Source organism: Nocardia anocheti (assembly GCF_029675105.1).
GTDB lineage: Bacteria > Actinomycetota > Actinomycetes > Mycobacteriales > Mycobacteriaceae > Nocardia.
Window position 1 is genome coordinate 492119 of sequence record NZ_JAQQFV010000005.1, and the last position, 20663, is coordinate 512781.

Annotated in this window: 19 protein-coding genes, 1 tRNA gene and 1 pseudogene; 12 read left to right on the top strand and 9 right to left on the bottom strand. The window is 70.0% G+C overall.

The features are described 5' to 3' along the window. Positions 1 to 94: 94 nt before the first annotated feature. Genes QC180_RS16235 through QC180_RS16260 form a run of 6 tightly spaced genes read left to right on the top strand, consistent with a single transcriptional unit; the run spans position 95 to position 5314 of the window. Positions 95 to 1504, top strand: coding sequence for a sensor histidine kinase (locus QC180_RS16235; protein WP_278263563.1), 1410 nt, complete (start codon positions 95 to 97; stop codon positions 1502 to 1504). Continuing rightward, complete coding sequence (locus QC180_RS16240) at positions 1501 to 1908, top strand: roadblock/LC7 domain-containing protein (RefSeq protein WP_278263564.1); 408 nt, start codon at positions 1501 to 1503, stop codon at positions 1906 to 1908. Before QC180_RS16235 ends, QC180_RS16240 begins: the two co-directional genes overlap by 4 nt. Beyond that, positions 1905 to 2249, top strand: a complete 345-nt coding sequence (locus tag QC180_RS16245; protein WP_278263565.1) for a DUF742 domain-containing protein — start codon at positions 1905 to 1907, stop codon at positions 2247 to 2249. Before QC180_RS16240 ends, QC180_RS16245 begins: the two co-directional genes overlap by 4 nt. Then, positions 2230 to 2844, top strand: a complete 615-nt coding sequence (locus QC180_RS16250) for a GTP-binding protein (RefSeq protein ID WP_474646459.1) — start codon at positions 2230 to 2232, stop codon at positions 2842 to 2844. The genes QC180_RS16245 and QC180_RS16250 overlap by 20 nt, the downstream gene beginning before the upstream one ends. Then, a complete protein-coding gene (locus QC180_RS16255; protein ID WP_278263566.1) occupies positions 2841 to 4094 on the top strand; it encodes a cytochrome P450 family protein in 1254 nt (417 codons plus the stop codon). The genes QC180_RS16250 and QC180_RS16255 overlap by 4 nt, the downstream gene beginning before the upstream one ends. Continuing rightward, on the top strand, positions 4091 to 5314 hold the full coding sequence (locus QC180_RS16260; protein ID WP_278263567.1) for a cytochrome P450 family protein: 1224 nt from the start codon (positions 4091 to 4093) through the stop codon (positions 5312 to 5314). Before QC180_RS16255 ends, QC180_RS16260 begins: the two co-directional genes overlap by 4 nt. A 55-nt stretch (positions 5315 to 5369) precedes the next feature. Here QC180_RS16260 and QC180_RS16265 read toward each other — a convergent pair whose 3' ends face one another. The 6 genes from QC180_RS16265 to QC180_RS16290 all read right to left on the bottom strand — a co-directional run bounded on the left by QC180_RS16265 (position 5370) and on the right by QC180_RS16290 (position 11290). Then, complete coding sequence (locus QC180_RS16265; protein ID WP_278263568.1) at positions 5370 to 6515, bottom strand: acyl-CoA dehydrogenase family protein; 1146 nt, start codon at positions 6513 to 6515, stop codon at positions 5370 to 5372. Further along, a complete protein-coding gene (locus QC180_RS16270) occupies positions 6512 to 7111 on the bottom strand; it encodes a QsdR family transcriptional regulator (protein ID WP_278263569.1) in 600 nt (199 codons plus the stop codon). Before QC180_RS16270 ends, QC180_RS16265 begins: the two co-directional genes overlap by 4 nt. Before the next feature lie 122 nt (positions 7112 to 7233). After that, positions 7234 to 7306: transfer RNA gene (locus QC180_RS16275), tRNA-Glu, on the bottom strand. A 94-nt stretch (positions 7307 to 7400) separates the two neighbouring features. Beyond that, a complete protein-coding gene (locus QC180_RS16280; protein ID WP_278263570.1) occupies positions 7401 to 8642 on the bottom strand; it encodes an arginine deiminase in 1242 nt (413 codons plus the stop codon). Positions 8643 to 8669: 27 nt separating this feature from the next. Next, on the bottom strand, positions 8670 to 10109 hold the full coding sequence (locus tag QC180_RS16285) for a basic amino acid/polyamine antiporter (RefSeq protein ID WP_278263571.1): 1440 nt from the start codon (positions 10107 to 10109) through the stop codon (positions 8670 to 8672). 134 nt (positions 10110 to 10243) lie between these two features. Then, complete coding sequence (locus QC180_RS16290) at positions 10244 to 11290, bottom strand: WD40 repeat domain-containing protein (RefSeq protein ID WP_278263572.1); 1047 nt, start codon at positions 11288 to 11290, stop codon at positions 10244 to 10246. Between the two features lie 290 nt (positions 11291 to 11580). Here QC180_RS16290 and QC180_RS16295 point away from each other — a divergent pair, with 290 nt between their 5' ends. Further along, positions 11581 to 12534: a DNA polymerase domain-containing protein gene (locus QC180_RS16295; protein WP_278263573.1), complete on the top strand. Its 954-nt coding sequence runs from the start codon at positions 11581 to 11583 to the stop codon at positions 12532 to 12534. Between the two features lie 65 nt (positions 12535 to 12599). Here QC180_RS16295 and QC180_RS16300 read toward each other — a convergent pair whose 3' ends face one another. Further along, on the bottom strand, positions 12600 to 13160 hold the full coding sequence (locus QC180_RS16300; protein ID WP_278263574.1) for a GlcG/HbpS family heme-binding protein: 561 nt from the start codon (positions 13158 to 13160) through the stop codon (positions 12600 to 12602). A gap of 198 nt (positions 13161 to 13358) precedes the next feature. Between QC180_RS16300 and QC180_RS16305 the strand changes: the two genes are divergently transcribed. The 3 genes and pseudogenes from QC180_RS16305 to QC180_RS16315 form a co-directional block, all read left to right on the top strand. Then, positions 13359 to 14525 carry a sensor histidine kinase gene (locus QC180_RS16305; RefSeq protein ID WP_278263575.1) on the top strand — a complete coding sequence of 389 codons (1167 nt, stop codon included), beginning with the start codon at positions 13359 to 13361 and terminating at the stop codon, positions 14523 to 14525. A gap of 9 nt (positions 14526 to 14534) precedes the next feature. After that, positions 14535 to 15161, top strand: coding sequence for a response regulator (locus tag QC180_RS16310; RefSeq protein WP_278263576.1), 627 nt, complete (start codon positions 14535 to 14537; stop codon positions 15159 to 15161). 341 nt (positions 15162 to 15502) lie between these two features. Next, positions 15503 to 15829: pseudogene (locus QC180_RS16315) on the top strand (transglycosylase family protein); the annotation flags it as partial. 101 nt (positions 15830 to 15930) lie between these two features. On the opposite strand, the gene QC180_RS16320 reads toward QC180_RS16315, so the two are convergent. Then, positions 15931 to 16695 (bottom strand): dioxygenase family protein, encoded by a 765-nt coding sequence (locus tag QC180_RS16320; RefSeq protein WP_278263578.1) that lies wholly within the window; start codon positions 16693 to 16695, stop codon positions 15931 to 15933. 23 nt (positions 16696 to 16718) lie between these two features. Next, a complete protein-coding gene (locus tag QC180_RS16325; RefSeq protein ID WP_278263579.1) occupies positions 16719 to 17954 on the bottom strand; it encodes a PucR family transcriptional regulator in 1236 nt (411 codons plus the stop codon). 193 nt (positions 17955 to 18147) lie between these two features. On the opposite strand from QC180_RS16325, the gene QC180_RS16330 reads away from it, so the two are divergent. Together QC180_RS16330 and QC180_RS16335 are read left to right on the top strand one after the other, a co-directional pair. Then, positions 18148 to 19317, top strand: coding sequence for an esterase/lipase family protein (locus QC180_RS16330; RefSeq protein WP_278263580.1), 1170 nt, complete (start codon positions 18148 to 18150; stop codon positions 19315 to 19317). Continuing rightward, positions 19314 to 20660, top strand: a complete 1347-nt coding sequence (locus tag QC180_RS16335; RefSeq protein WP_278263581.1) for a lipase family protein — start codon at positions 19314 to 19316, stop codon at positions 20658 to 20660. The genes QC180_RS16330 and QC180_RS16335 overlap by 4 nt, the downstream gene beginning before the upstream one ends. Positions 20661 to 20663: the final 3 nt, after the last annotated feature.

Sequence of the window (20663 nt, forward strand, 5' to 3'; positions counted from 1 at the left end):
ATGCTCGCATGCACTATCTGAACGGGCTGTCGTGCCGCGTGATTGGTTCGAGATTGGCGGTTGGGGGCCTGTGAATACTGCGGAAGTCGAACCGATGACGCCTGCGCCGGAACGGTCGGCGCCCGCCGAGCGCGACGGTGCCGGACAGGCCGGGTCCGTGGTCTTCGGCGCCGGAATCGCCATGGTGGTGATCGCGGTCGTCACGGCGGTTTTCGCACCGGCCACCATCGGTATCCCGGTTCTCAGTGCTGCCGTCGCGGCGGTCGTCGTCGGTTGCCCGGCGGTCTTCCTCGCGCTGCGGGCCAGGGCCGATGCCCAGCGCAGTAGGGCCGCCGCCGACCAGGCCGAGCGGGAATTGGCCAGGACCGTGGCCGATTCGACCCAGCGCGTCGCCCAGGCCGAGGAGCACACCGCCGCCTTCGCGTGGGAGGCACAGGAGAACGGCCGCCGTGGTGCCGCGGCCCTGGCGGCCTTCGCCGGTGCCGCGGGCCGCATCCAGGCCATGACCACCTCCATGCTGGCCGAACTGCGCGAGATGGAACACCGCCACGCCGACCCGCGCGTGCTCACCGACCTGCTCCACATCGATCACCGCACCGCCCAGACCGGCCGCCTCGCCGACAGCATCGCCGTGCTCAGCGGTGCCCGCACCGGTCGCCGCTGGGCGAAACCGATTGCGATGGAATCCATCCTGCGCGGCGCGATGGGCCGGGTCGCGGGCTATCAGCGGGTGCGGTTGCGCGCGGTCGCCGAGGTCGGCATCGCCGGACACGCCGCCGAGGGCGTGATGCACACCCTGGCCGAGCTGCTCGACAACGCCTGCAACTTCTCCCCGCCCACCACCGAGGTGCACGTCTACGCCGCCGAAGTGCCCGCGGGCGTGGTGATCACGATCGAGGACAGCGGCCTGGTCATGAGCGAATCGGCGCTGCGTCGCGCCGAGGCCGCCGTCTCCGGTCGCGATCACAAGGGCAAGGGTGTCGACCTGGCCTCGCTCTCGGGCACCCGTCTCGGCCTGGCCGTGGTCGGCAATCTCGCGCGCAAACACGATCTGACCGTGTCGTATCGGCCCTCGGCCATCGGCGGCACGGCCGTGGTGGTCGTGGTCCCGCGTGAGCTCACCGCGCGGGCCGAACGTCGCGGTGCCGGTCTGCTCGCCACCCCGACGCCGCGCCCGGTGGAACCCCCGCGCCCGATCGAGGCGCCGCGCGCCGATCTCGGCCAGTTCGACACCCCGATCCCGCGCGCCCAGCACCCCCGGCACGCCAGCACCGATTTCGGCTGGCCCGAGACCACCGCCGCGCCCGAGCAGCAGGTACCCGACGCCACCCCCGTGCTGCCGAAACGGCGCCGGGGCAGCACCCTGGCCCAGGTCCATCCCGAAGGTCTGTCCACCCCACCGGCCGCCGATGCCGCGCCGACGAAGCCCGCGGCACTGGGCGCCTTCCAACGTTCCGCGCCGGGCCGCCGCCACGCTGCCCCCGACTCTCCGGAGGACCGATGACCACCACATCCACCAACCTCGGCTGGTTGCTCGAGAAACTGCTCGCCCGCACCCCACGCGCCAGGCACGCCCTGCTGCTCTCCGGTGACGGGCTCAAGATCTGCCACACCCCGGAACTCGATGTCGACCGCGCCGACCAGCTCGCCGCCATCGCCGCCGGTTTCCAGAGCCTGTCGCACGGGGCTTCCGTCGAATTCGGTGACGGGCGTGGCGGTGTCCGCCAGTCGATGACCGAGTTCTACGGCGGCATCCTGTTCGTGATCGAGGCCGGACGTGGCGCGCACTTAGCGGTGGTGGCCGCCGAGGACGCCGACGCGGGCCTGGTCGGGCACACCATGCACGAACTCGTCGAGCAGCTGGGCGAGCATATGCAGGCCCAACCGAGACGGGTGGTGCCGAATTGACCAGGGCGCTGCGCGACGACGATCCCGACCGGTTCTACACGCTCACCGGCGGTCGCGCCCCGGCCACCGAGGACTTCGACCTGGTCACCCTGGTGGTCAGCGAATCGGCGCCCTCGGCCGGGATGACCTCCGAACAGGTGGCCATCCTGCGCATGTGCCGGGCGCCCACCGCCGTGGTGGAGATCGCCGCCGAACTGCGCCTGCCCGTCGGGGTCGCCACCGTGGTGCTCTCGGATCTGCTGCACGCGGGCAAGATCACCGTCCGTCCCCCGCTCTCGGCAGCGATGACGCTGGATCTCTCCACCCTCGAGAAGGTGCTCGTTGGACTTCGCAAACTCTGAGCTCGCGCCCGAACGCGCCCAGGCGCCGTTGGACGCCACGGTCAAGCACGGCTTGAAGATCGTGGTGATCGGCGGCTTCGGGGTCGGCAAGACGACCCTGGTGCGTTCGGTCAGCGAGATCAGGCCGCTCGACACCGAGGCCACGATGACCGATGTCGGCGTCGGCGTCGACGACGCCGAGGGGGTGCCCGGCAAGTCGACCACCACGGTGGCCTTCGACTTCGGCCGCATCTCCCTCGACGAAGAGCACGTGCTGTATCTGTTCGGCGCGCCGGGGCAGCAACGGTTCTGGTTCCTGTGGGACCGGCTGTTCACCGGCGCGCTGGGCGCGATCGTGCTGGTCGACCAGCGTCGCATCGCCGACTCCTGGTACGCGATCGACCGCCTCGAACACCAGGGCACCCCGTTCGTGGTGGCCTGCAACGACTTCGGCGAGTCCCACGCTCCCGAGACGGTGCGCGAGGCGCTGGACCTGGACCCGGCGGTGCCGCTGCTGATGTGTGACGCGCGCTCGCGCGAATCGAGCAAACAGGTGCTGATCGCACTGGTCGAGCACCTGTATTCCGCTGTCCCGCAGGGGGAATCCGTTTCATGAGCATTCCGACGGGCGCGTGCCCGGTCACCGGCGCCGTCCCGTTGAGCGGGCCGGAATTCCACATCGAACCGCACGAGGTCTACCGCAAGATGCGCCGCGACCACGGTCCGGTGGTCGCGGTCGAACTGCCCGGCGGGTTCCCGGCCTGGCTGATCATCGGCTATCGCGAACTGCACCAGGTGACCAGCGATCCGCTGCTGTTCCCGCGTGACGTGTCGCTGTGGAACCAGTGGAGCCGGGTGCCCGAGGACTGGCCGCTGCTGCCGATGGTCGGCCGACCGATGCCCTCGATCTACTTCACCGCCGGTGCCGAGCACCGCCGTCACCTGGCCATGGTGGAGCCCGCCCTGGACGCGGTGGACCACTTCGAATTGCGCAGGGCCTGTGAGGAACTCGCCGACCGGCTGGTCGACGGCTTCTGCGGGCGCGGCACCGCCGACCTGGTCGCCGAGTTCGCCGAACCGCTGCCGGTGCTGGCGCTGGGCCGCATCCTCGGCCTGCCCGACGCCGACGCCGCCGACCTCGCCGCCACCATGAAGGCCCTCGCCGACGGCGGCGCCGACGCCCAGGACGGCTTCGTGCGCTTCGGCGAGCACATGGCCCGGCTGCTGATGAGCAAGAAGGCCAGGCCCGGCGGCGATCTCACCTCGCTCATGCTGGCCGATCCCGAGCCGTTCACCGACGAGGAATACATCAACGACCTGATGGCCATCACCGCCGCCGGTCACCTCACCACCGCCGACTGGCTGGGCAGCTCGATGCGGCTCATGCTCACCGACGACCGCTTCGCCGCCGCGCTGGGCGGCGGCAGACGCAGTGTCGGCCAAGCGATGAACGAGGTGCTCTGGGAAGAGGGCCCCACCTCGATCCTGGCCGGGCGCTGGGCCGCCCGCGACACCCGCCTGGGCGATCAGACCATCCGCGCGGGCGACATGCTGCTGCTGGGATTGGCCGCGGCCAACCTCGACCCGCACATCCGCCAGTCCTTCACCGACGGCGACACCGTGCCCACCGGCAACAACGCGCACTTCGCGTTCAGCTACGGCGAATACCGCTGCCCGTTCCCGGCGCAGCAGATCGCCGAGATCATCGCCAGGACCGGGATCGAGGTGCTGCTCGACCGGCTCCCCGACGTCGACCTGGCGGTCCCCGCCGACCAATTGACCCGGCGCCCTTCGGCTTTCCTTCGGGGCATGACCGCACTGCCCGTTCGTTTCACACCGGTTCGACCCGTCGGAGGTTCGTCGTGAGTTCCCAATGCCCGTTCGCCATCGACCCCATGGTCGGTGACCTCGACGGAGAAACCGCCCACCTCCGCGCGCAGGGCCCGATCACCCGCATCGACCTGCTCGGCGTGCCCGCCTGGACCGTCACCGACCACGCGACCGCCCGCAAACTCACCACCGATCCGCGCCTGATCAAGGACATCAACGCCTGGAAGCTCTACACCGACGGTGTGGTGACCAACCAGTGGCCGCTGATCGGCATGGTCGACGTGGACCGCTCGATGTTCAATGTCGACGGCGCCGAGCATCGCCGTCTGCGCCTCAAGACCGCCCAGGCGCTGGCCCCGCGTCGGCTCGAGGAGCTGCGCCCGGTGATCGAGCGCCTCACCGCCGAACTGCTCGACGACCTCGCCGCCGCGGGCGCCGACGGCACCCCGGTGGACCTCAAGCAGGTCTTCGCCTACCCGCTGCCCATGCGGGTGGTCGGCGACCTGATGGGCGTCGCGCGCGAGGACCACGCGCAGCTGCTGGACTGGTACAAGAAGTTCTTCTCGGTGATGACCCCGCAGGACGAGCGCCTGCGCGTGATCGGCGAGCTGGACGTGTACTTCACCGACCAGGTCCGCCAGAAGATCGCGAACCCCGGCGACGATCTCACCTCGGCGTTCGTGGTGGCCGACGAGGAGGGCGGCGAGCCGCTCACCGAGGAGGAGGCGATCGGCAACATCAAGGCCCTCGTCGCCGCCGGACACGAGACCACCGTGAGCCTGATCGTCAACACCGTGCGCGCGCTGCTGGGCGAGCCCGAGCAGCTGGCCAAGGTGCTGGCCGGGGACGTGGAGTGGAAGCAGGTGATCGAGGAGTCGCTGCGCTGGGACGGCCCGGTCTCGCACCTGCTGATGCGCTTCGCCACCGAGGACATCACCGTGGGCGACACCGTGATCGCCAAGGGCGAGGGCGTGGTGATGTCCTACCGCGCGATCGGGCGCGACATCGCCGTACACGGCGAGACGGCCGACGAGTTCGACGTTACCCGCGCGACCGCCAACCGCCACCTGGCCTTCGGTTACGGCCCGCACATCTGCCCCGGCGCGGCCCTGTCGCGGCTGGAGGCGGCCATCGCGCTGCCCGCGCTGTTCGACCGGTTCCCCGAGCTGAAGCTCGCGGTGCCCGACAGCGAGCTCGGCAATCTGCCAGTGCTCACCCAGAACGATCTGGCCGCGCTGCCGATCATCCTGAACTGACCGGCGTCGCGTCGCGCCCGGCGAAGACTCGCCGGGCGCGACGCTCAACGTTGTTCTACAGCCCCAGATCGCGGCCGATGAGTTCCTTCATGATCTCGTTGGAGCCCGCCCAGATCTTGGTGACCCTGGCGTCCATCCAGGCCCGCGCGACCTTGTATTCGCGCATGTAGCCGTAGCCGCCGTGCAGCTGCACGCACGCGTCGAGCACCTCGTTCTGCACCTGCGCCGACCACCACTTGGCCTTGGCCGCGTCCACGGCCGACAGCTCGCCCTCGGCGTGCGCGGCCACGCACTGGTCCACGAACGCCTGTGTCACTTCGACTTTGGTGACCAGCTCGGCGAAGAGGAACTTGTTGTACTGGAAGCTGCCGATCTGCTGACCGAACGCCTTGCGTTCCTTGGCGTACCGCAGCGTCTCGTCGAGCACCGCCGCCGCGTGCGCGATGTTCGACACCGCCGCGCCGACGCGTTCCTGCGGCAGGCGCTCCATCATGGCGATGAAACCGCGGTCGACCTCGCCGATGCGGTTGGTGTCGGGCACCCGGACATTGTCGAAGAACAGTTCGGCGGTGTCGGATTCGGGCTGGCCGACCTTGTCGAGCTTGCGGCCTCGGGTGAAGCCGTCCATGCCGTTCTCCACGGCGAACAGGGTGATGCCCTTGGCCTTCTTCTCCGGGCTGGTGCGCGCGGCGACGATCACCAGGTCGGCGTTGAAGCCGTTGGTGATGAAGGTCTTGGAGCCGTTGATGATCCAGTCCTCGCCGTCGCGCACGGCGGTGGTCTTGAGCGCGGCCAGGTCCGAGCCGCCGGAGGGCTCGGTCATGCCGATGGCGGTGACGATCTCGCCGGTGCAGAACTTGGGCAGCCAGCGCCGCTTCTGCTCGTCGGTGGTCAGTTCCACCAGGTAGGGCGCACAGACGTCGTAGTGGATGCCGAACGAAGAAGACAGGGCCGCACCGGCTTTGGCCAGTTCCTCGCCGAGGACCGCGGCGAAGCGCCAGTCGCCCGCGTCGCTGCCGCCGAACTCCTCCGGGATGCCCAGGCCGAGGTAGCCCAGTTCGCCCGCGGCCAGCCAGGTCTCGCGGTCGATGGAGCGCTGTTCGATGAACTTCTCGGCGTGCGGCTCCACCGAGCGCTTGACGAATTCGGCGACCGAGGCCCGGAAGGCTTCGTGGTCTTCGGTGTAGAGGGTGCGCTTCATGGTTTTCCTTTCAGCATTACCAGCGACGCCTGCACGACCTTGGCCGCGTCGGGTTCCTCGCCGCTGATCACATCGGTGTAGATGAAGGTCTCGGTGATCCGCGCGAGCAGCAGCGCCAGTTCCGGCACCGGCAGCGGCGGATCGAGTTCGCCCGCCGCGACGGCCTCGGTGAGCAGATCGGCGATGACGGCCACGAAGCGCCGCTGCACCGAGCCCGCCGTGGTGGTGAGCAGACGCAGCGCGCGCTCGGGTTCGCGGCGCAGGAACTGACGGAACGCCTCGGAGGTGTTGACGGCCTGCGCGAAGTCGCCGAGGACGGTGGCGATCCGGTGCGCGCCGCGCGTGTCGGTGACGGCGATGGCGCGGCGCAGGGTGGGTTCGGCGACCGACCAGATCACTTCGGCGAGCAGTTCGTCGCGACCGCCGACCCAGCGGAACAGGGTGGCCCGGTTGACGCCGAGCTCGTCGGCGAGTTCCTTCATCTCCAGCCTGCGTCCGGCCAGGAAGCCGGAGCGGGCGGCCTTGAAGGCGGTGATGGCGTCGGGGCGGGCGGCGAGCTCGTCGAGGCGCTGTCCCAGTGCGGTCTGTTCGCGCACGTCACCTCCCGGTCGGCCTACTGCAACGTTTCGCCCAGTGTATTGGTCATGCAACATCTGTCAATATGTCGCATCGGGGGCACAAAAAATCCCCCGGTCATGATGACCGGGGGATCTCGTTGTAGCCCCGACGGGATTTGAACCCGCGCTACCGCCTTGAGAGGGCGGCGTCCTAGGCCGCTAGACGACGGGGCCAGAACCACAGCTCACCGGGGTGAACCGCGCGGAACATACGATAGCCGACGACTGGTCGTTCAGCCAAAACGGCTGGTCGGGGTCTCGCCGGGGGTCAGAAATCGACGGCGTCGCGGATGATCGGGCAGGTCATGCAGTGCCCGCCGCCGCGACCGCGGCCCAGTTCGGCGCCGACGATGGTGATCACCTCGACGCCCTGCTTGCGCAGCGCGGTGTTGGTGTGGGTGTTGCGGTCGTAGGCGAACACGACGCCCGGTTCCACGGCGACGAGGTTGTTGCCGCTGTCCCACTGCTGGCGTTCGTTGGCGTAGTAGCCGCCGCCGGTGTCGACCACACGCAGTTCCGGGAAGCCGAGAGCTTTGGCGATCACGGTGAGGAACGGGTCGGATTCGTCGGTCACCTCGATCGGGTTCTTGTCGCCGGGGCGCAGCGAGAAGGCGTGGATGCCGTGCACGATGTCGGGGAAGATGGTGACCAGGTCGCGGTCGGCGAAGGTGAACACGGTGTCCAGGTGCATGGCCGCGCGCAGTTTCGGCATGCCCGCCACGATCACCCGCTCGGCGGCACCGTGGTCGAACAGGGCCTGGGCGACCTGGCTGATGGCCTGACGCGAGGTGCGCTCGCTCATGCCGACCAGCACCACGCCGTTGCCGACGGGCATCACGTCACCGCCCTCGAAAGTGGCCAGGCCCCAGTCGAGTTCGGGGTCGCCCCACCAGACGCGGGCACCGGTGTAGTCGGGGTGGAAGGTGTAGATCGCCTTCATCAGCAGGGTCTCGTCGTGGCGGGCGGGCCAGTAGAGCGGGTTGAGGGTCAGGCCGCCGTAGATCCAGCAGGTGGTGTCGCGGGTGTAGAGGGTGTTGGGCAGGGGCGGGAGCAGGTATTCGCGGGCGCCGCTCTGTTCGCGGGCCAGGGCACGATAGGCCAGGTCGCTGCCGGGGACATCGGCCACGGCCAGTCCGCCGATGAGGTGGGTGGCCAGCGCGCGGTCGTCGAGGGATTCCAGGTAGCCGCGGGTCTGTTCGATGAGGCCGATGCCGACCTCGTTGGGGGTCATCGTGCGGTCCAGGATCCAGTCCCTGGCGCCGGGCACGGCCAGGGTCTCGGTGAGCAGGTTGTGCAGTTCGACGACCTCCACGCCGCGGTCGCGCAGCTTGGCGACGAAGTCGAAATGGTCGCGGGTGGCGTTCTGCACCCACAGCACGTCGTCGAAGAGCAGATCGTCGCAGTTGGTGGGGGTGAGCCGTTCGTGGGCCAGGCCGGGCGCGCAGACCAGGACCTTGCGCAGCGTGCCGACCTCGGAGTGCACGCCGTAGGCGGATGCGGGCTGGGTCATGGGCTTTCCTCCTGGACGGCGACGGGGTCAGATGGTGATCCAGCCTGCGGCCAGGCCGACGATCCCGGCGACGGCACCGATGATCGATCCGACCAGCAGCAGGATTTCCCAGCCCTGGAACGGCGTGCGACCCTGCTCGCGGCGGGCCAGCCAGAACAGGATCGAGCCGGGGGCGTAGATGATGAGCGAGAGCAGCAGGAACTCCGGGCCAGCGGCCATGATCATGAAGGTGGTGTAGAGCGTGGCGATCGCGGCGACGATCAGTTCCTTGCGCCGGTCCTCGGGGTGCAGCTCGGTGTAGGTCTCGCCGGTGTAGGCCAGTTTGAGCGCGTAGGCCGCGGCCAGCAGGTAGGGCACCAGCGACAGCGAACTGCACAGCTTCAGCGTGAAGGTGAAGGCGTCGTCGGAGAACAGCGTGGTCAGCAGCACCAGCTGGATCAGGACCGTGGTGAAGATCAGCGCGACCACGGGCACCTTGTGGGCGTTGACGCGGGCCAGGAACGAGGGCATGTCCTCGTCGTCGGCGGCGACGTAGAGGACCTCGGCGGCCATCAGCGTCCAGGCCAGGTAGGCGCCGAGCACCGAGACGATCAGGCCGATGCTGATGAACCACGCGCCCCAGGTGCCCACGGCCGATTCGAACACCGGCGACATCGACGGCTGCTGCACCTCGGCGAGTTCGTCGCGCGGCAGGATGCCGAACGACACCATGGTCACCGAGGCGAACAGCGCCAGCACGCTGAGGAATCCGAGCACGGTGGCCCGGCCGATATCGGAACGCTTGCGCGCGTAGCGCGAATACACGCTCGCGCCCTCGATGCCGAGGAAGACGAACACGGTGATCAGCATGGTGGAGCGGACCTGCTCGAACAGCGACTCCGAATACGCGTCGCCGCCCCAGAAGTTGTCGGCGAAAACCCCGGCGTCGAAATAGAACACCAGCACGATGATGAACACGAGGATCGGCACGATCTTGGCGATGGTGACGATCTTGTTGATCGCCGCCGCCCCCTGCACCCCGCGCAACACGATGAAGTGGAACGCCCAGATGAACACCGTGGACAGCAGCACCGCGGGCACCGTATTGCCCTCACCGAAGATCGGAAGCACCTGTCCGAGCGTCGATTTGATGAGCACCCAGTAGCTGACATTGCCCACACACGCGCTGGCCCAGTACCCGAACGCTGAGAAGAACCCGAGGTATTCGCCGAATCCGGCCTTGGCGTAGGCGTACACACCGGCATCCAGATCGGGCTTGCGAATGGCCAGCGCCTGGAACACCAGGGCCAGCATCAACATGCCGGTACCCGCGATGCCCCACGCGATCAGCGCACCGAAACCACCGGTGGCCTGGCCGAAATTGCGGGGTAGCGAGAAGACACCCGCCCCGACCATCGAACCGACCACCATCGCCGACAGCGTCAGCAACGGCATCGTCTTGGTGGGCGCTACCTCGGTTTTCGTCATCCGTGACTCCCCGGGCGAACCTGCTGGACGTAACGGCGTGCGGCTAGCCGAATGTTAGCCGAGCGTCGGTTCTCCCGGGCCCGGGCGGACGGAAGTGAGCGTGCCCGTCTTCAGATCGTGATGATGCGCGGGCGCTAGGGCAGTTCCCAGACGTGGAGAGTGTTGTCGGCGCAGCCAGCGATGACGGTGGTCCGGCCGCCGCGCCGCGCGGTGGTGACCGCCTCGGCGGAGCAGCCGGTCAGGGGCTCACCGACCGGGCGGCCGGTCGCGAGATCCCAGACGCGGACGGTGCCGTCACGGGCGCCGGAGACGATGACGGTGCGGCCTTGGTATTCGGCGGTCGTGAGGGCCCTGACCCAGCTCTCGTGGCCGGTGAGCGGGTCCCCGACGAGGTGCCCGGTGGCGAGATCCCAGATTCGGAGGGTGTCGTCGTTGGCGCCGGAAATGATGACGGTGCGGCCGTCGAGTTGGGCGCTGGTGACGGCGGCGATGTCCTTCGTGTGGCCGATCAGGGGCTGGCCGACGGGGCGGCCGGTCTCCAGGTCCCACACGCGGACGACCGTGTCCGTGCCGCCCGCGATCACGACGTCGCGGCCGTCGATCCGGGTCGTGGCGACGGCGTCGACATTGTTGACGGTCATGGGGGCCACGCCGTCGGTGGTGCCCGCGAATCCTTCGCGCAGGCGTCGGCCGGTGGCGAGGTCCACCATGGCGACGCCGGAGGAGAGGCCAGCGAGGACGACGGTGCGCCCGTTCCGTTGGGCGGTCGCCAGTGCCGCGGGATCGCGGACGGACAGTTCGCCGGGAACGCCGTCGCTCGCGATCTCGCCGATGGGGATGGCCGCCGCGAGGTCCCAGAGGCGGATGGCGTCCGAACCGCCGGAGACGATGACGGTGCGGCCGTCGCGTTCGCCGGTGGCGAGTGCCTCGACGCGGTCCGCGCGGTCGGCGAGCGGTGGGCCGACCGGCTGGCCCGAGGCGAGGTCCCAGAGGCGGATCGAGCCGTCGTCGCTGGCGGAGATGATGACGGTGCGGCCGTCGCGTTGGGCGGTCGTGACGGCGTTGACGGTGTCGGTGTGGCCGGTCAGTACGCCGACGTAGTGCTCGACATCGTGATCGGTGGTGCCGGAATCGTTTCGCTCTTCGCGGGTCAGCACCACCGTGGTGATCGCGGCGACCACGCCGAGGATGATGACCGAGGCGGCGACGGCCCACCGAGAGCGTCGGTGGCCGCTGGGCGGAGGAGGGATCGGATGTTCGGCGCCGACCGGCCACGCGTCGGCCGCGGACGAGCCCGTACCACGGAAGCGCGGCTCGCTGTCGGATGCCCGCCCCACGTCCCCCGTGCCGCCCGGGCCGAGAGACTCCCCGGGACGGTCCGGGCCGAAACTCTCGACCACGGAGGAAAACCTACCCGAGGTGAGACCCGCGCGTGGTTGACCCGGTGCGATGCCGGGGGAAGGGTGGGGTGATGGCGGGTAAGGAAGTGCGGGGCGGGGTCGAGATGTCGAACCTCGACCAGCCGCTGTTCGACGGTGCCGAGGCGACCAAGCGGGATCTCATCGACTACCTGGAGTTCGTGGGGGAGCGGTTGGTGGGGGTGCTGCGGGGGCGGCCGCTGTCGGTGGTACGGGTGCGGCCGGGGCAGGAGCCGTTCATGCAGAAGAATCTGCCGAAGTACACGCCGGAGTGGGTGGCGCGCACGACCGTGTGGGCGGAGAGTTCGCGGCGTGAGATCACCTACGCGCTGTGTGATGATCCGCGGACACTGCTCTGGTTCGGGAATCAGCGGGCGGTGGAATATCACCCGACGCTGTTCCTCGCCGAAACCGCCCCGGCGCCAACCCATCTGGTACTCGATCTCGATCCCTCGCCCGGGCAGGATTTCGCCGACGCGGTCGCGGGGGCACGGCTCATCAGGGAGGCGCTGGCCGCCGACGGGTTGGCGGGGGCGGTGAAGACGAGCGGGTCCAAGGGGGTGCACGTCTTCGTGCCGGTGGTGGCGGGTGTCGATGTGGAGGACGCCGCGGCGGCGACGCGGGCGGTCGCGGCCCGTGCCGAACGCCTCGATCCGGCGGTCGGCACGACGGCCTTCATCCGCGAAGACCGGCACGGGAAAGTCTTCCTCGATGCCACCCGCGCGGGCGGCGCCACCGTGGCCGCCGCCTACAGTCCGCGCATCCGACCTGGCGTCACCGTGTCGTTCCCGCTGCGCTGGTCCGACCTCGACGACGTGACCCCTGCCGAATTCACCCTGCGCACCGTTCCCGACCTGCTCGGCGACAGCGATCCCTGGGCGTCGGAAATGCCTGCCCCTCAAGAACTTCCGGCCGACCTGATCGAGGAGGGCCACACGATTCCGATCGCCCGGGTGCAGGCCATGCACGAGGGCAAGCGTCGTGCCCGGGCGCGGCGGGAGGAATGACCGCCGTGTGGCGCGAGAAGTCGCACGGGAACGTAACCCGTTGGGCCGCACCGCCCGCCCGGTGACTACCCGCCCAGAGCGGCGACGCCCGCCTGGGCGAACTTCTGGTCGAGGTCGCCGCTGGGGGCGCCCGCCACGCCGATGCCCGCGATCGGGGCGCCGTTGGCCTTGACGGGGGCGCCGCCGCCGAGGAAGAGGGTGCCGTCGATGTCGGCGAGGTGGGGGGCGGATTCGAGGCGCTGGGTGAGTTCGGTGGTGGGGGCGTTCCAGGAGACGGCGGTGAAGGCCTTCTGCTGGGCGGCGTCGTAGGACTGCGGGCCCGCGCCGTCGCCGCGCAGGGTGACGATGACATTGCCGTTGCGATCGACCACGGCGACGCTCACGCGCTGGTTCTCCTTGGCGGCCGCGTCCAGGGCGGACTGGGCGGCCTCGGTGGCGGCGGCGAGGGTCAGGTGGGTGCTCTGCGCCAGGTGGGGCGCGGCGGCGTCGGCGACCACGGGGGTGCGGGTCGCGGGGTCCGGGTTCTGCGCCTGCACGGTCACCACACCGACCACACCGGCGCCGATCACCGCGGCGGTGGCACCGGCGACGACGAGACGGTTGCGGGTGCTGAACTTGGTGGACATGGCCTGCTCCTGAGGGGGTTCCGGCCGGTCGGCGGGATGCCGTGGCCTGCTGATATCCATCCTGTGGCCGATCGCGGCCCGGCGGATCGGCGGTGTGGCTGGATTCCGGCGGCCGGATCGGACGACATCCGGGTCAACCGATCGGTTGACCCGCCGCGGCCGGTGCGGCGGCGAGAATGGGAGACAGGAGGTGTGGAGATGGACCGGGCACTCGACCGCGCGGACGACGACCGGCTGCTGCCCGTCATCGTGCACAGCGCCTTCTATGTCCTGCTCGCCGCCTCGCTGCTGCGCTGGCTGATCCGCCACGGCGATTCCGGCGCGACGCCGTTGATCGTGGTGCTCGCGGCGGTGCTGGCCGTGCTCTACGCGCTGAGCGAGCTGCGGCAGTCGCATCGGCTGGAGTGGTTCGCGGGGCTGGTCGTCAGCTGGTCGGTGCTGGTGGTGCTGGCACCCAGCTTCGCCTGGTGCGCGGTGCCGCTGGTGTACACGGGGCTGCGGATTCTGTCCGAGCGGGTCGCGGTGACGCTGGTGGTGGTGCTGACCGGGCTGGTGGTGGTCAGCCAGGTGCGGCTGGCGGGCTGGCTCGATCCCAATCTGGTGCTCGCGCCACCGGCGGTCGCGGCGGTGACCACGGCACTGTTCGTCGGGATGCGTCGCCAGTCCGAGCGGCAGACCGCGCTCATCGACGACCTGGTGCGCACCCGCGCCGAACTGGCCGCGACCGAACGCCGCGAGGGCACCCTGGCCGAACGCGAACGGCTCGCCAGGGAGATCCACGACACCCTCGCCCAGGGCCTGTCCAGCCAGCGCATGCTGTTGCAGGCCGCCGACCTGGTGTGGGACAGCGAACCCGCGCGGGCCCGCGCCCACCTGCGGTCCGCCGCCGAGATCGCCGAACGCGATCTCACCGAGGCCCGCCGCTTCGTCCACGACCTGGCCCCGGCCGACCTCGCCGCGGGCGGATCACTGCCCGCGGCCCTGGCCGCCCTGGTCGCGCGCGAGTCGGGGGACACGCTAGAGGTGCGCCTGCATATAGAAGGAGCGCCCGGTCCGCTGCCGCAACGGGTCGAGGCCACGCTGCTCAGGATCGCCCAGGGCGCCCTGGCCAATGTCCGCGCACATGCCGCCGCGCGCCTCGCCACCGTGACCCTCACCTGCCTCGACGACCAGATCGTGCTCGATATCGCCGACGACGGCCGCGGTTTCGATCCGGACGCGGTGCCCGGCCCCCACGCGGAGGGCGGCCACGGCCTGCCCGCGATCCGCGCGCGGGTGCGTCAGCTGGGTGGCACCTGCGCCATCGAATCGGCCCCCGGCGACGGCACCGTCCTCTCGGCCGCGATCCCGCTCTCGGCTGGCTAGCATCAGCTCGTGACTGTGCGCCTGCTGCTCTGTGACGACCACGCCGTCGTGCGCGCCGGTCTGCGCGCGCTGCTGTCGAGCGCGCCGGACATCGAGGTGATCGACGAGGCCGCCGACGGGCCCGCCGCCGTCGCGCTGGCCGCGAGCCTGCGCCCCGATGTGGTGCTGATGGATCTGCAACTCGGCGGCGACATGGACGGCATCGAGGCGACCCGGCGGATCACCGCCCAGCCCGCGCCGACCCCGCACGTGCTGGTGCTGACCACCTACGACACCGACGCCGACATCACCCGCGCCATCGAGGCGGGCGCCACCGGGTACCTGCTCAAGGCCGAGCGGCCCGAGGAACTCTTCGCCGCCATCCACGCCGCCGCCAGCGGCCGCACGGCGCTGTCCGCCCCGGTCGCGGCCAGGGTGATGGCCAGAATGCGCAACCCCGGACCCACCCTCACCGCCCGCGAGCACGACATCCTCGGGCAGCTGGCCCAGGGCCTGGGCAATCGCGAGATCGCCCGTGCCCTGCACATCAGCGAGGCCACGGTGAAGACCCACCTGGGCCGCATCTACGACAAATTGGGCGTCGACACCCGCGCGGCGGCCGTCGCGGTGGCCACCGAGCGCCGATTGCTCGCCTGAAATGTCGGAAACGCGTGTGACCGGAGCCACGGTTCACCGGTGATCCCGGTCACGAAATGCATGATCAATGACAATCCTGTGATTACGGATTTATTACGGCAGACCTGCGCGGAACAGTGTTCTTTTGGACAAAGCTCGCTACAGAATCGTTCGTGATCGGGATGTGATCGAAGCTGGCATAGCCGCTACATTCGATCACGGCTTGAACAACAACCCGAGCCGAATCGAATCGCAGAACACCGGAAAGCCTGCCCCGCGATTCGAGGATCCCCGACATTCCTGAGGGGCAGGGACACGGCGATCGTCACCAGCCGGGCCGGTGGGCGCAGGTAGGAATCCTTATGTCTTTCAATCGCAAGTTCACCACTCGTGCCCTGGGCCTCGCCGCTGTCGCCGGTGCCATGATCGCCGTTCCGGCCGGTCTGACCACCGCCACCGCCTCGGCCAACAACTGGGACGCCGTGGCGCAGTGCGAGAGCAGCGGCGACTGGGGTATCAACACCGGTAACGGCTACTACGGCGGTCTGCAGTTCTCGCAGAGCACCTGGGAGGCCTACGGTGGTGCCGGTAGCGCCGACAACGCCAGCCGTGAAGAGCAGATCCGCGTGGCCGAGAACGTGCTGGCCGCACAGGGTCCCGGCGCCTGGCCGGTCTGCAGCGCCTACCTGTAAAGCGCGCTGCCACCCCGAGACTTTCCTTGTCGGGAAACGAAATTCCCGCTATTCGGAGCACACGCCGAATAGCGGGTTTTTTCGTGCCCGAATCTCATTCACCCTATTTGTATCGAGCGTCGCGCCATGCCCAGCCAATAGCCGTCGATGACGGTGCGTAACGAGTCGAGATCATCGAGACCGGCACCGAGGGTGAAGAACAGCGGGGCGAAGTGCTCGGTGCGTGGGTGCGCCAGCCGGGCGGCGGGCGCGGTGTGCTCGAAATCCAGTAGGGCGTCGATGTTTCGGGCGTCGAGCGCCTCGCGACCCCACTGGTCGAACTCGGCGGTGAAGGTGTGCACCTGCCGGTCGTCGCCGGTGATCGCGCGCAGATTGTGGGTGAAGAACCCGCTGCCGACGAGCAGGACACCCTCCTGGCGCAGGGGCGCGAGTGCGCGGCCGAACTTCAGGAGTTCCCGGGGATCCAGGGTGGGGACCGAGACCTGGAGGACGGGGATGTCGGCGTCGGGATACATCTGGGTCAGCGGGACGTACGCGCCGTGATCGAGCCCACGCTCGGGCTCCTCGGTGACCTCGCCGCCCAGCAACGCGCGCACCCGCGCGGCGAGTTCGGGCGCGCCGGGAGCGGGGTAGCGGACGTCGTAGTAGTGCTGGTCGAAGCCCCAGAAGTCGTAGACCAGCGGCACCGTGCTGGTCGCGCCGATGCTCACCGGCGCCGACTCCCAATGCGCCGAGACGATGAGGATCGCGCGCGGCCGCGGCAACTCCCCGGCCCAGGCCGCCAGTTCGGCGGGCCAGGTCGCGTGGTCGATCAGCGGTGGCGCGCCGTGGGACAGGTAGAGCACCGGCATGGTCATGTCCATGAGCAACAACCGGAGCCCGTCGGTTACTCCTCGAGGCGTGGGACCGCGTCGAGGCGGTGCACGGTGAGGGCGGCGGCGAGCATGCGCGAGGCCGTCGGGTCGGCCGGATCGAGGCCGGTGAGTTCGGCGATGCGGCGCAGCCGGTAGGTGAAGGTGTTGGGGTGGACGTGGATGCGTCGCGAGGCCGTCTTGCGGTCCGCGCCGTGGCGCAGATGGGCCTCGAGTGCCTCGATCAGATGGGGGCTCGACAGCAGCGGGACGACGCGCTGCGCCAGGCGTCCGCGGGCCGGTCCGGGGCGGGTGAGCTGGTATTCGAGCAGCAGGTCGTCGAGGCGGTAGCAGCCGCCGGGGCGGCCGCGCAGCCGGGCCAGCTCGGTGAGTTCGGCGGCGTCCTTGGCGGCGGCCGGGATGGCCTCGCGGGTGACACCGGAGAACTCGGCCAGATACACCGTCACCCCGAACTGCTCGGCCAGCCGGGTGGCGAGCGCGTCGAACTGGGCGGGGTCGAGCACATCGGTCTCGGAGGAGTTGCCGATCAGCGCGATGCCGTTGGCGCCGTCGAAGGTGGCGGGGGTGGTGGTGCCGGTCAGCTCGTCGAGCGCGCGTTGCAGAACGCGGATCCGGCGGCGGGTGACGAGGTTGGCGGCGCTGCCCGCGCGGGCGGGTTCGCTCAGGTGGATGGCCAGCACGGTGTACTGCTCGGTCAGCACGGTGTCGGCCCGGGCCGCGAGTTCCTCGGCGGGCAGGCCGCGCACCAGCGCCGAACACAGTTCGCGCCGGGCCTCCCGCTCGGCGTGATAGATCGACTGTTCGACCTCGGTGTAGGTCTCCACCACGGTCATGTTGATGTGGCGCAGCAGCTCGAGCAGGCGGCTGCCGACCACGATCAGCTCGGCCATCTCCGTCGGCTCGGCCAACGCGGAGGCCTCGGCCAGCACCGACTGGGCCGACCCGTGGATCGCGCCGATCAGCATCGGGAGCGGCAGCCGGTCCTCGGCGTGGCGTTCGGCGACCGGTCCGACGAACGCGGCCACCTCGGCCTGGGTGAACTCGCGGTCGGCGGCGATCGCCTCGAGCACGGCCCGCCCGCAGGCGTAGATGGTGGGCAGCACCTCGGCGGTGAAGTGTCCCGCGGGCAGTTCGGCGGGCGCGGTGGCGCCCAGCCCCTCGGCGAGCATGCGTTCGGCGATCTGGGGCCAGCGGGTGAGCAACCGCGCGGTCAGCGCGGGGCGGGTGGAAACGGGGTGTTCGGCGAGCATGACTCGATTGTGTCCGAGGACAGGGCGGCATGGGACCGGCCGGTCGAAAACGCACAGAACTTGGCGTCGGCGACAACCATCGCGCGGTTTTCTCGGTGCACGGTGCAGTGACAGCAGTGTGGCGCGGGTCATAGATTCGCAGAGCGCGTCGAAGCGACACTGCTCGTCGGCGCTGTTCGACGGAAGTGACACCATGACAACGCACACCCTGCGCCGCGCCCTCTGCGGCATCGGCATCGCCGCTGGCCTGACCGCCGCCTCGGCCCTCGGCACCACCCCCGCCACGGCGGAACCCACGCTCGAGCCGACCATCGCCTCGCTGGCGGCCTACCTCGACTCCACGATGGCCACCGCGGCCGACGGGCGCACGCCCACCGCGATCGCCGACACCGGCAGCGCCTCCGGGAGCGCCTCGGGCAGCGGCACGGGCTCGGCCGCGGCCAGCCGGGCCACCGACACGCTCGGCGAGGGCCCGGCGATGACCGCCCCGCTGGCCGCCTTCGCCTACAGCCTCCTGCACCCCGACGCGGCCCCACCCGGCGCCAACCGCTGGGACTGTAAGCCCTCGGCCGCGCATCCCAACCCGGTGGTCCTGCTGCACGGCACCTGGCTCAACGCCTTCGACACCTTCTCCTATCTCTCGCCGCGCCTGGCCGAGGCCGGGTTCTGCGTGTTCACCCTGAACTACGGCAAGTCCGGGCTCATCGAAGGCGGCGGTGTCGGGGCCATCCTGCCCGGCCGCAACGGGGTGGGACCGATGGTCGACTCCGCCCGCCAGGCCGGTGACTTCATCGACCGGGTGCGGGCCGCGACCGGCGCCGACAAGGTCGACATCATCGGGCACTCGCAGGGCGGCACCATCGCCAACCACTACCTGAAGTTCGGCGGCGGCCAGGACAAGGTCGGCAAGCTCGTCACCTTCGGCGCCACCCACCACGGCACCTCGCTGATGGGCATCGCCACCCTCGGTCGGATGATCAACAACGCCGGGATCGATATCCTCGGCTTCTACCGGCCGATCGTCGGGATCAGCAATATCGAGCAGGCGGTCGGCTCCCCGTTCTACGACACCCTCAACGCCAACGGTGACACCGTGCCCGGCGTCGCCTACACCGCGGTCGGTTCGCGCTACGACGAGGTGATGAACCCCTACGACTGGACCTTCCTCACCGCCGGTCCGGACGCCACCGTCGACAACATCACCCTGCAGGCGGGCTGCGAACAGGACATCTCCGACCACCTCACCATGATGTACTCGCCGCGCTCGGCCTCGATCGCCCTGCGCGCGCTCGATCCGACGCGTGGTCCGGAGCTGACGTGCGCGTTCAACCCGTGGTTCCTCGGTGGCGGCGGCAGCCTGTGAGTCCCGATCTGCTCGCGTCGCCGTGGCGGACCGCGCCGCTGCTCCCGCCCGACGACCCGTTCTACGCCGCCCCGCCCGCCGTCGAGTCGCTCGCGCCGGGCGAGGTGGTGCGGGCCCGGCCGGTGGAGACCGCGCTGTTCGGGCTGGTGCCGCAGCGGATCACGGCCTGGCAGTTGCTGTATCGCACCTGCGATCTCGACGGACGGCCGGAGGTGTCGGTGACGACGGTGCTGCTGCCCGCCGACGCCGATCCGGCCCGCTCGCGACCGCTGGTGTCGTTCCAGTGCGCGATCGATGCCGTTGCCCCGCAGTGCTTCCCGTCCTACGCGCTGCGGCGCGGGGCCAAGACGATGGGCTCGATCGCCCCGCTGGAACTGCCGATCATCGCGATGGCGTTGCGGCAGGGCTGGGCGGTCTCGGTTCCCGATCACGAGGGACTCGGTGGGCGGTTCGGCGCCGCCCGCGAGCCCGGCTACCGCGCCCTCGACGGAGCAAGGGCCGCACTGACTTTCGCGCCGCTGGGGCTGGACGCCTCGGCACCGGTGGCGCTGTGGGGGTACTCGGGCGGCGGGCTCGCGACGGCCTGGGCCGCCGAACTCGCCGCCGAGTACGCGCCGGAACTGCGGCTGGTCGGGGCCGCGGCCGGGTCGCCGGTGGGGGATCCGGCCGCGGCCTTCGTGCGACTCAACGGCGGCTGGTTCGCCGGGTTCCCCGCCGCCTTCGTGGCGGGGTTGCGCCAGGCCTACCCCGAACTCGACCAGGTGCTGCGCGATCACCTCGACGACCGCTACCAGGCGCTGCTCGGGGAAGCCGAACAGCGCAGCACCTTCGCGCTGCTGTTGCGGTTCCTGCGCCGCGATGTCAGCGGGCATCTGCGCGCCGGTCTGGACGGGTTGCTCGCCGAACCGGCCCTGTGCCGCATCCTCGCCGACATCGAACCCGGCACCCGCGCGCCCGCCGCGCCGCTACTGGTGGTGCAGGGGGTGCGCGACGAGGTGATCGCGGTGGCCGACATCGACGCCCACGTCGAGCGCTACCGTCGCGCCGGTGCCACCGTCCACTACCTGCGCATCCGCCGCGGCTCGCACCTGCCGCTCGAATTCCTCGTCGTCCCCGTGGTTCTCGACTGGCTCGCCGACCGGTTCGCCGGTCGCGCGGCCCCCACCGGCACCACCACGGTCGCCTCCGCGATCGGTGGCCCGCGTGCGCTGCGCACCCACCTCGCCTTCCTCGGCGTGGCTCTGCGCATGCTCACCGGCGGCCACCTCCCCTCGGCACCGGACCCGGAATTCACCTCGACGCCACTCCCGGAGCTTGTTAAGGTGCCAATGACCAAAAATTAGAGG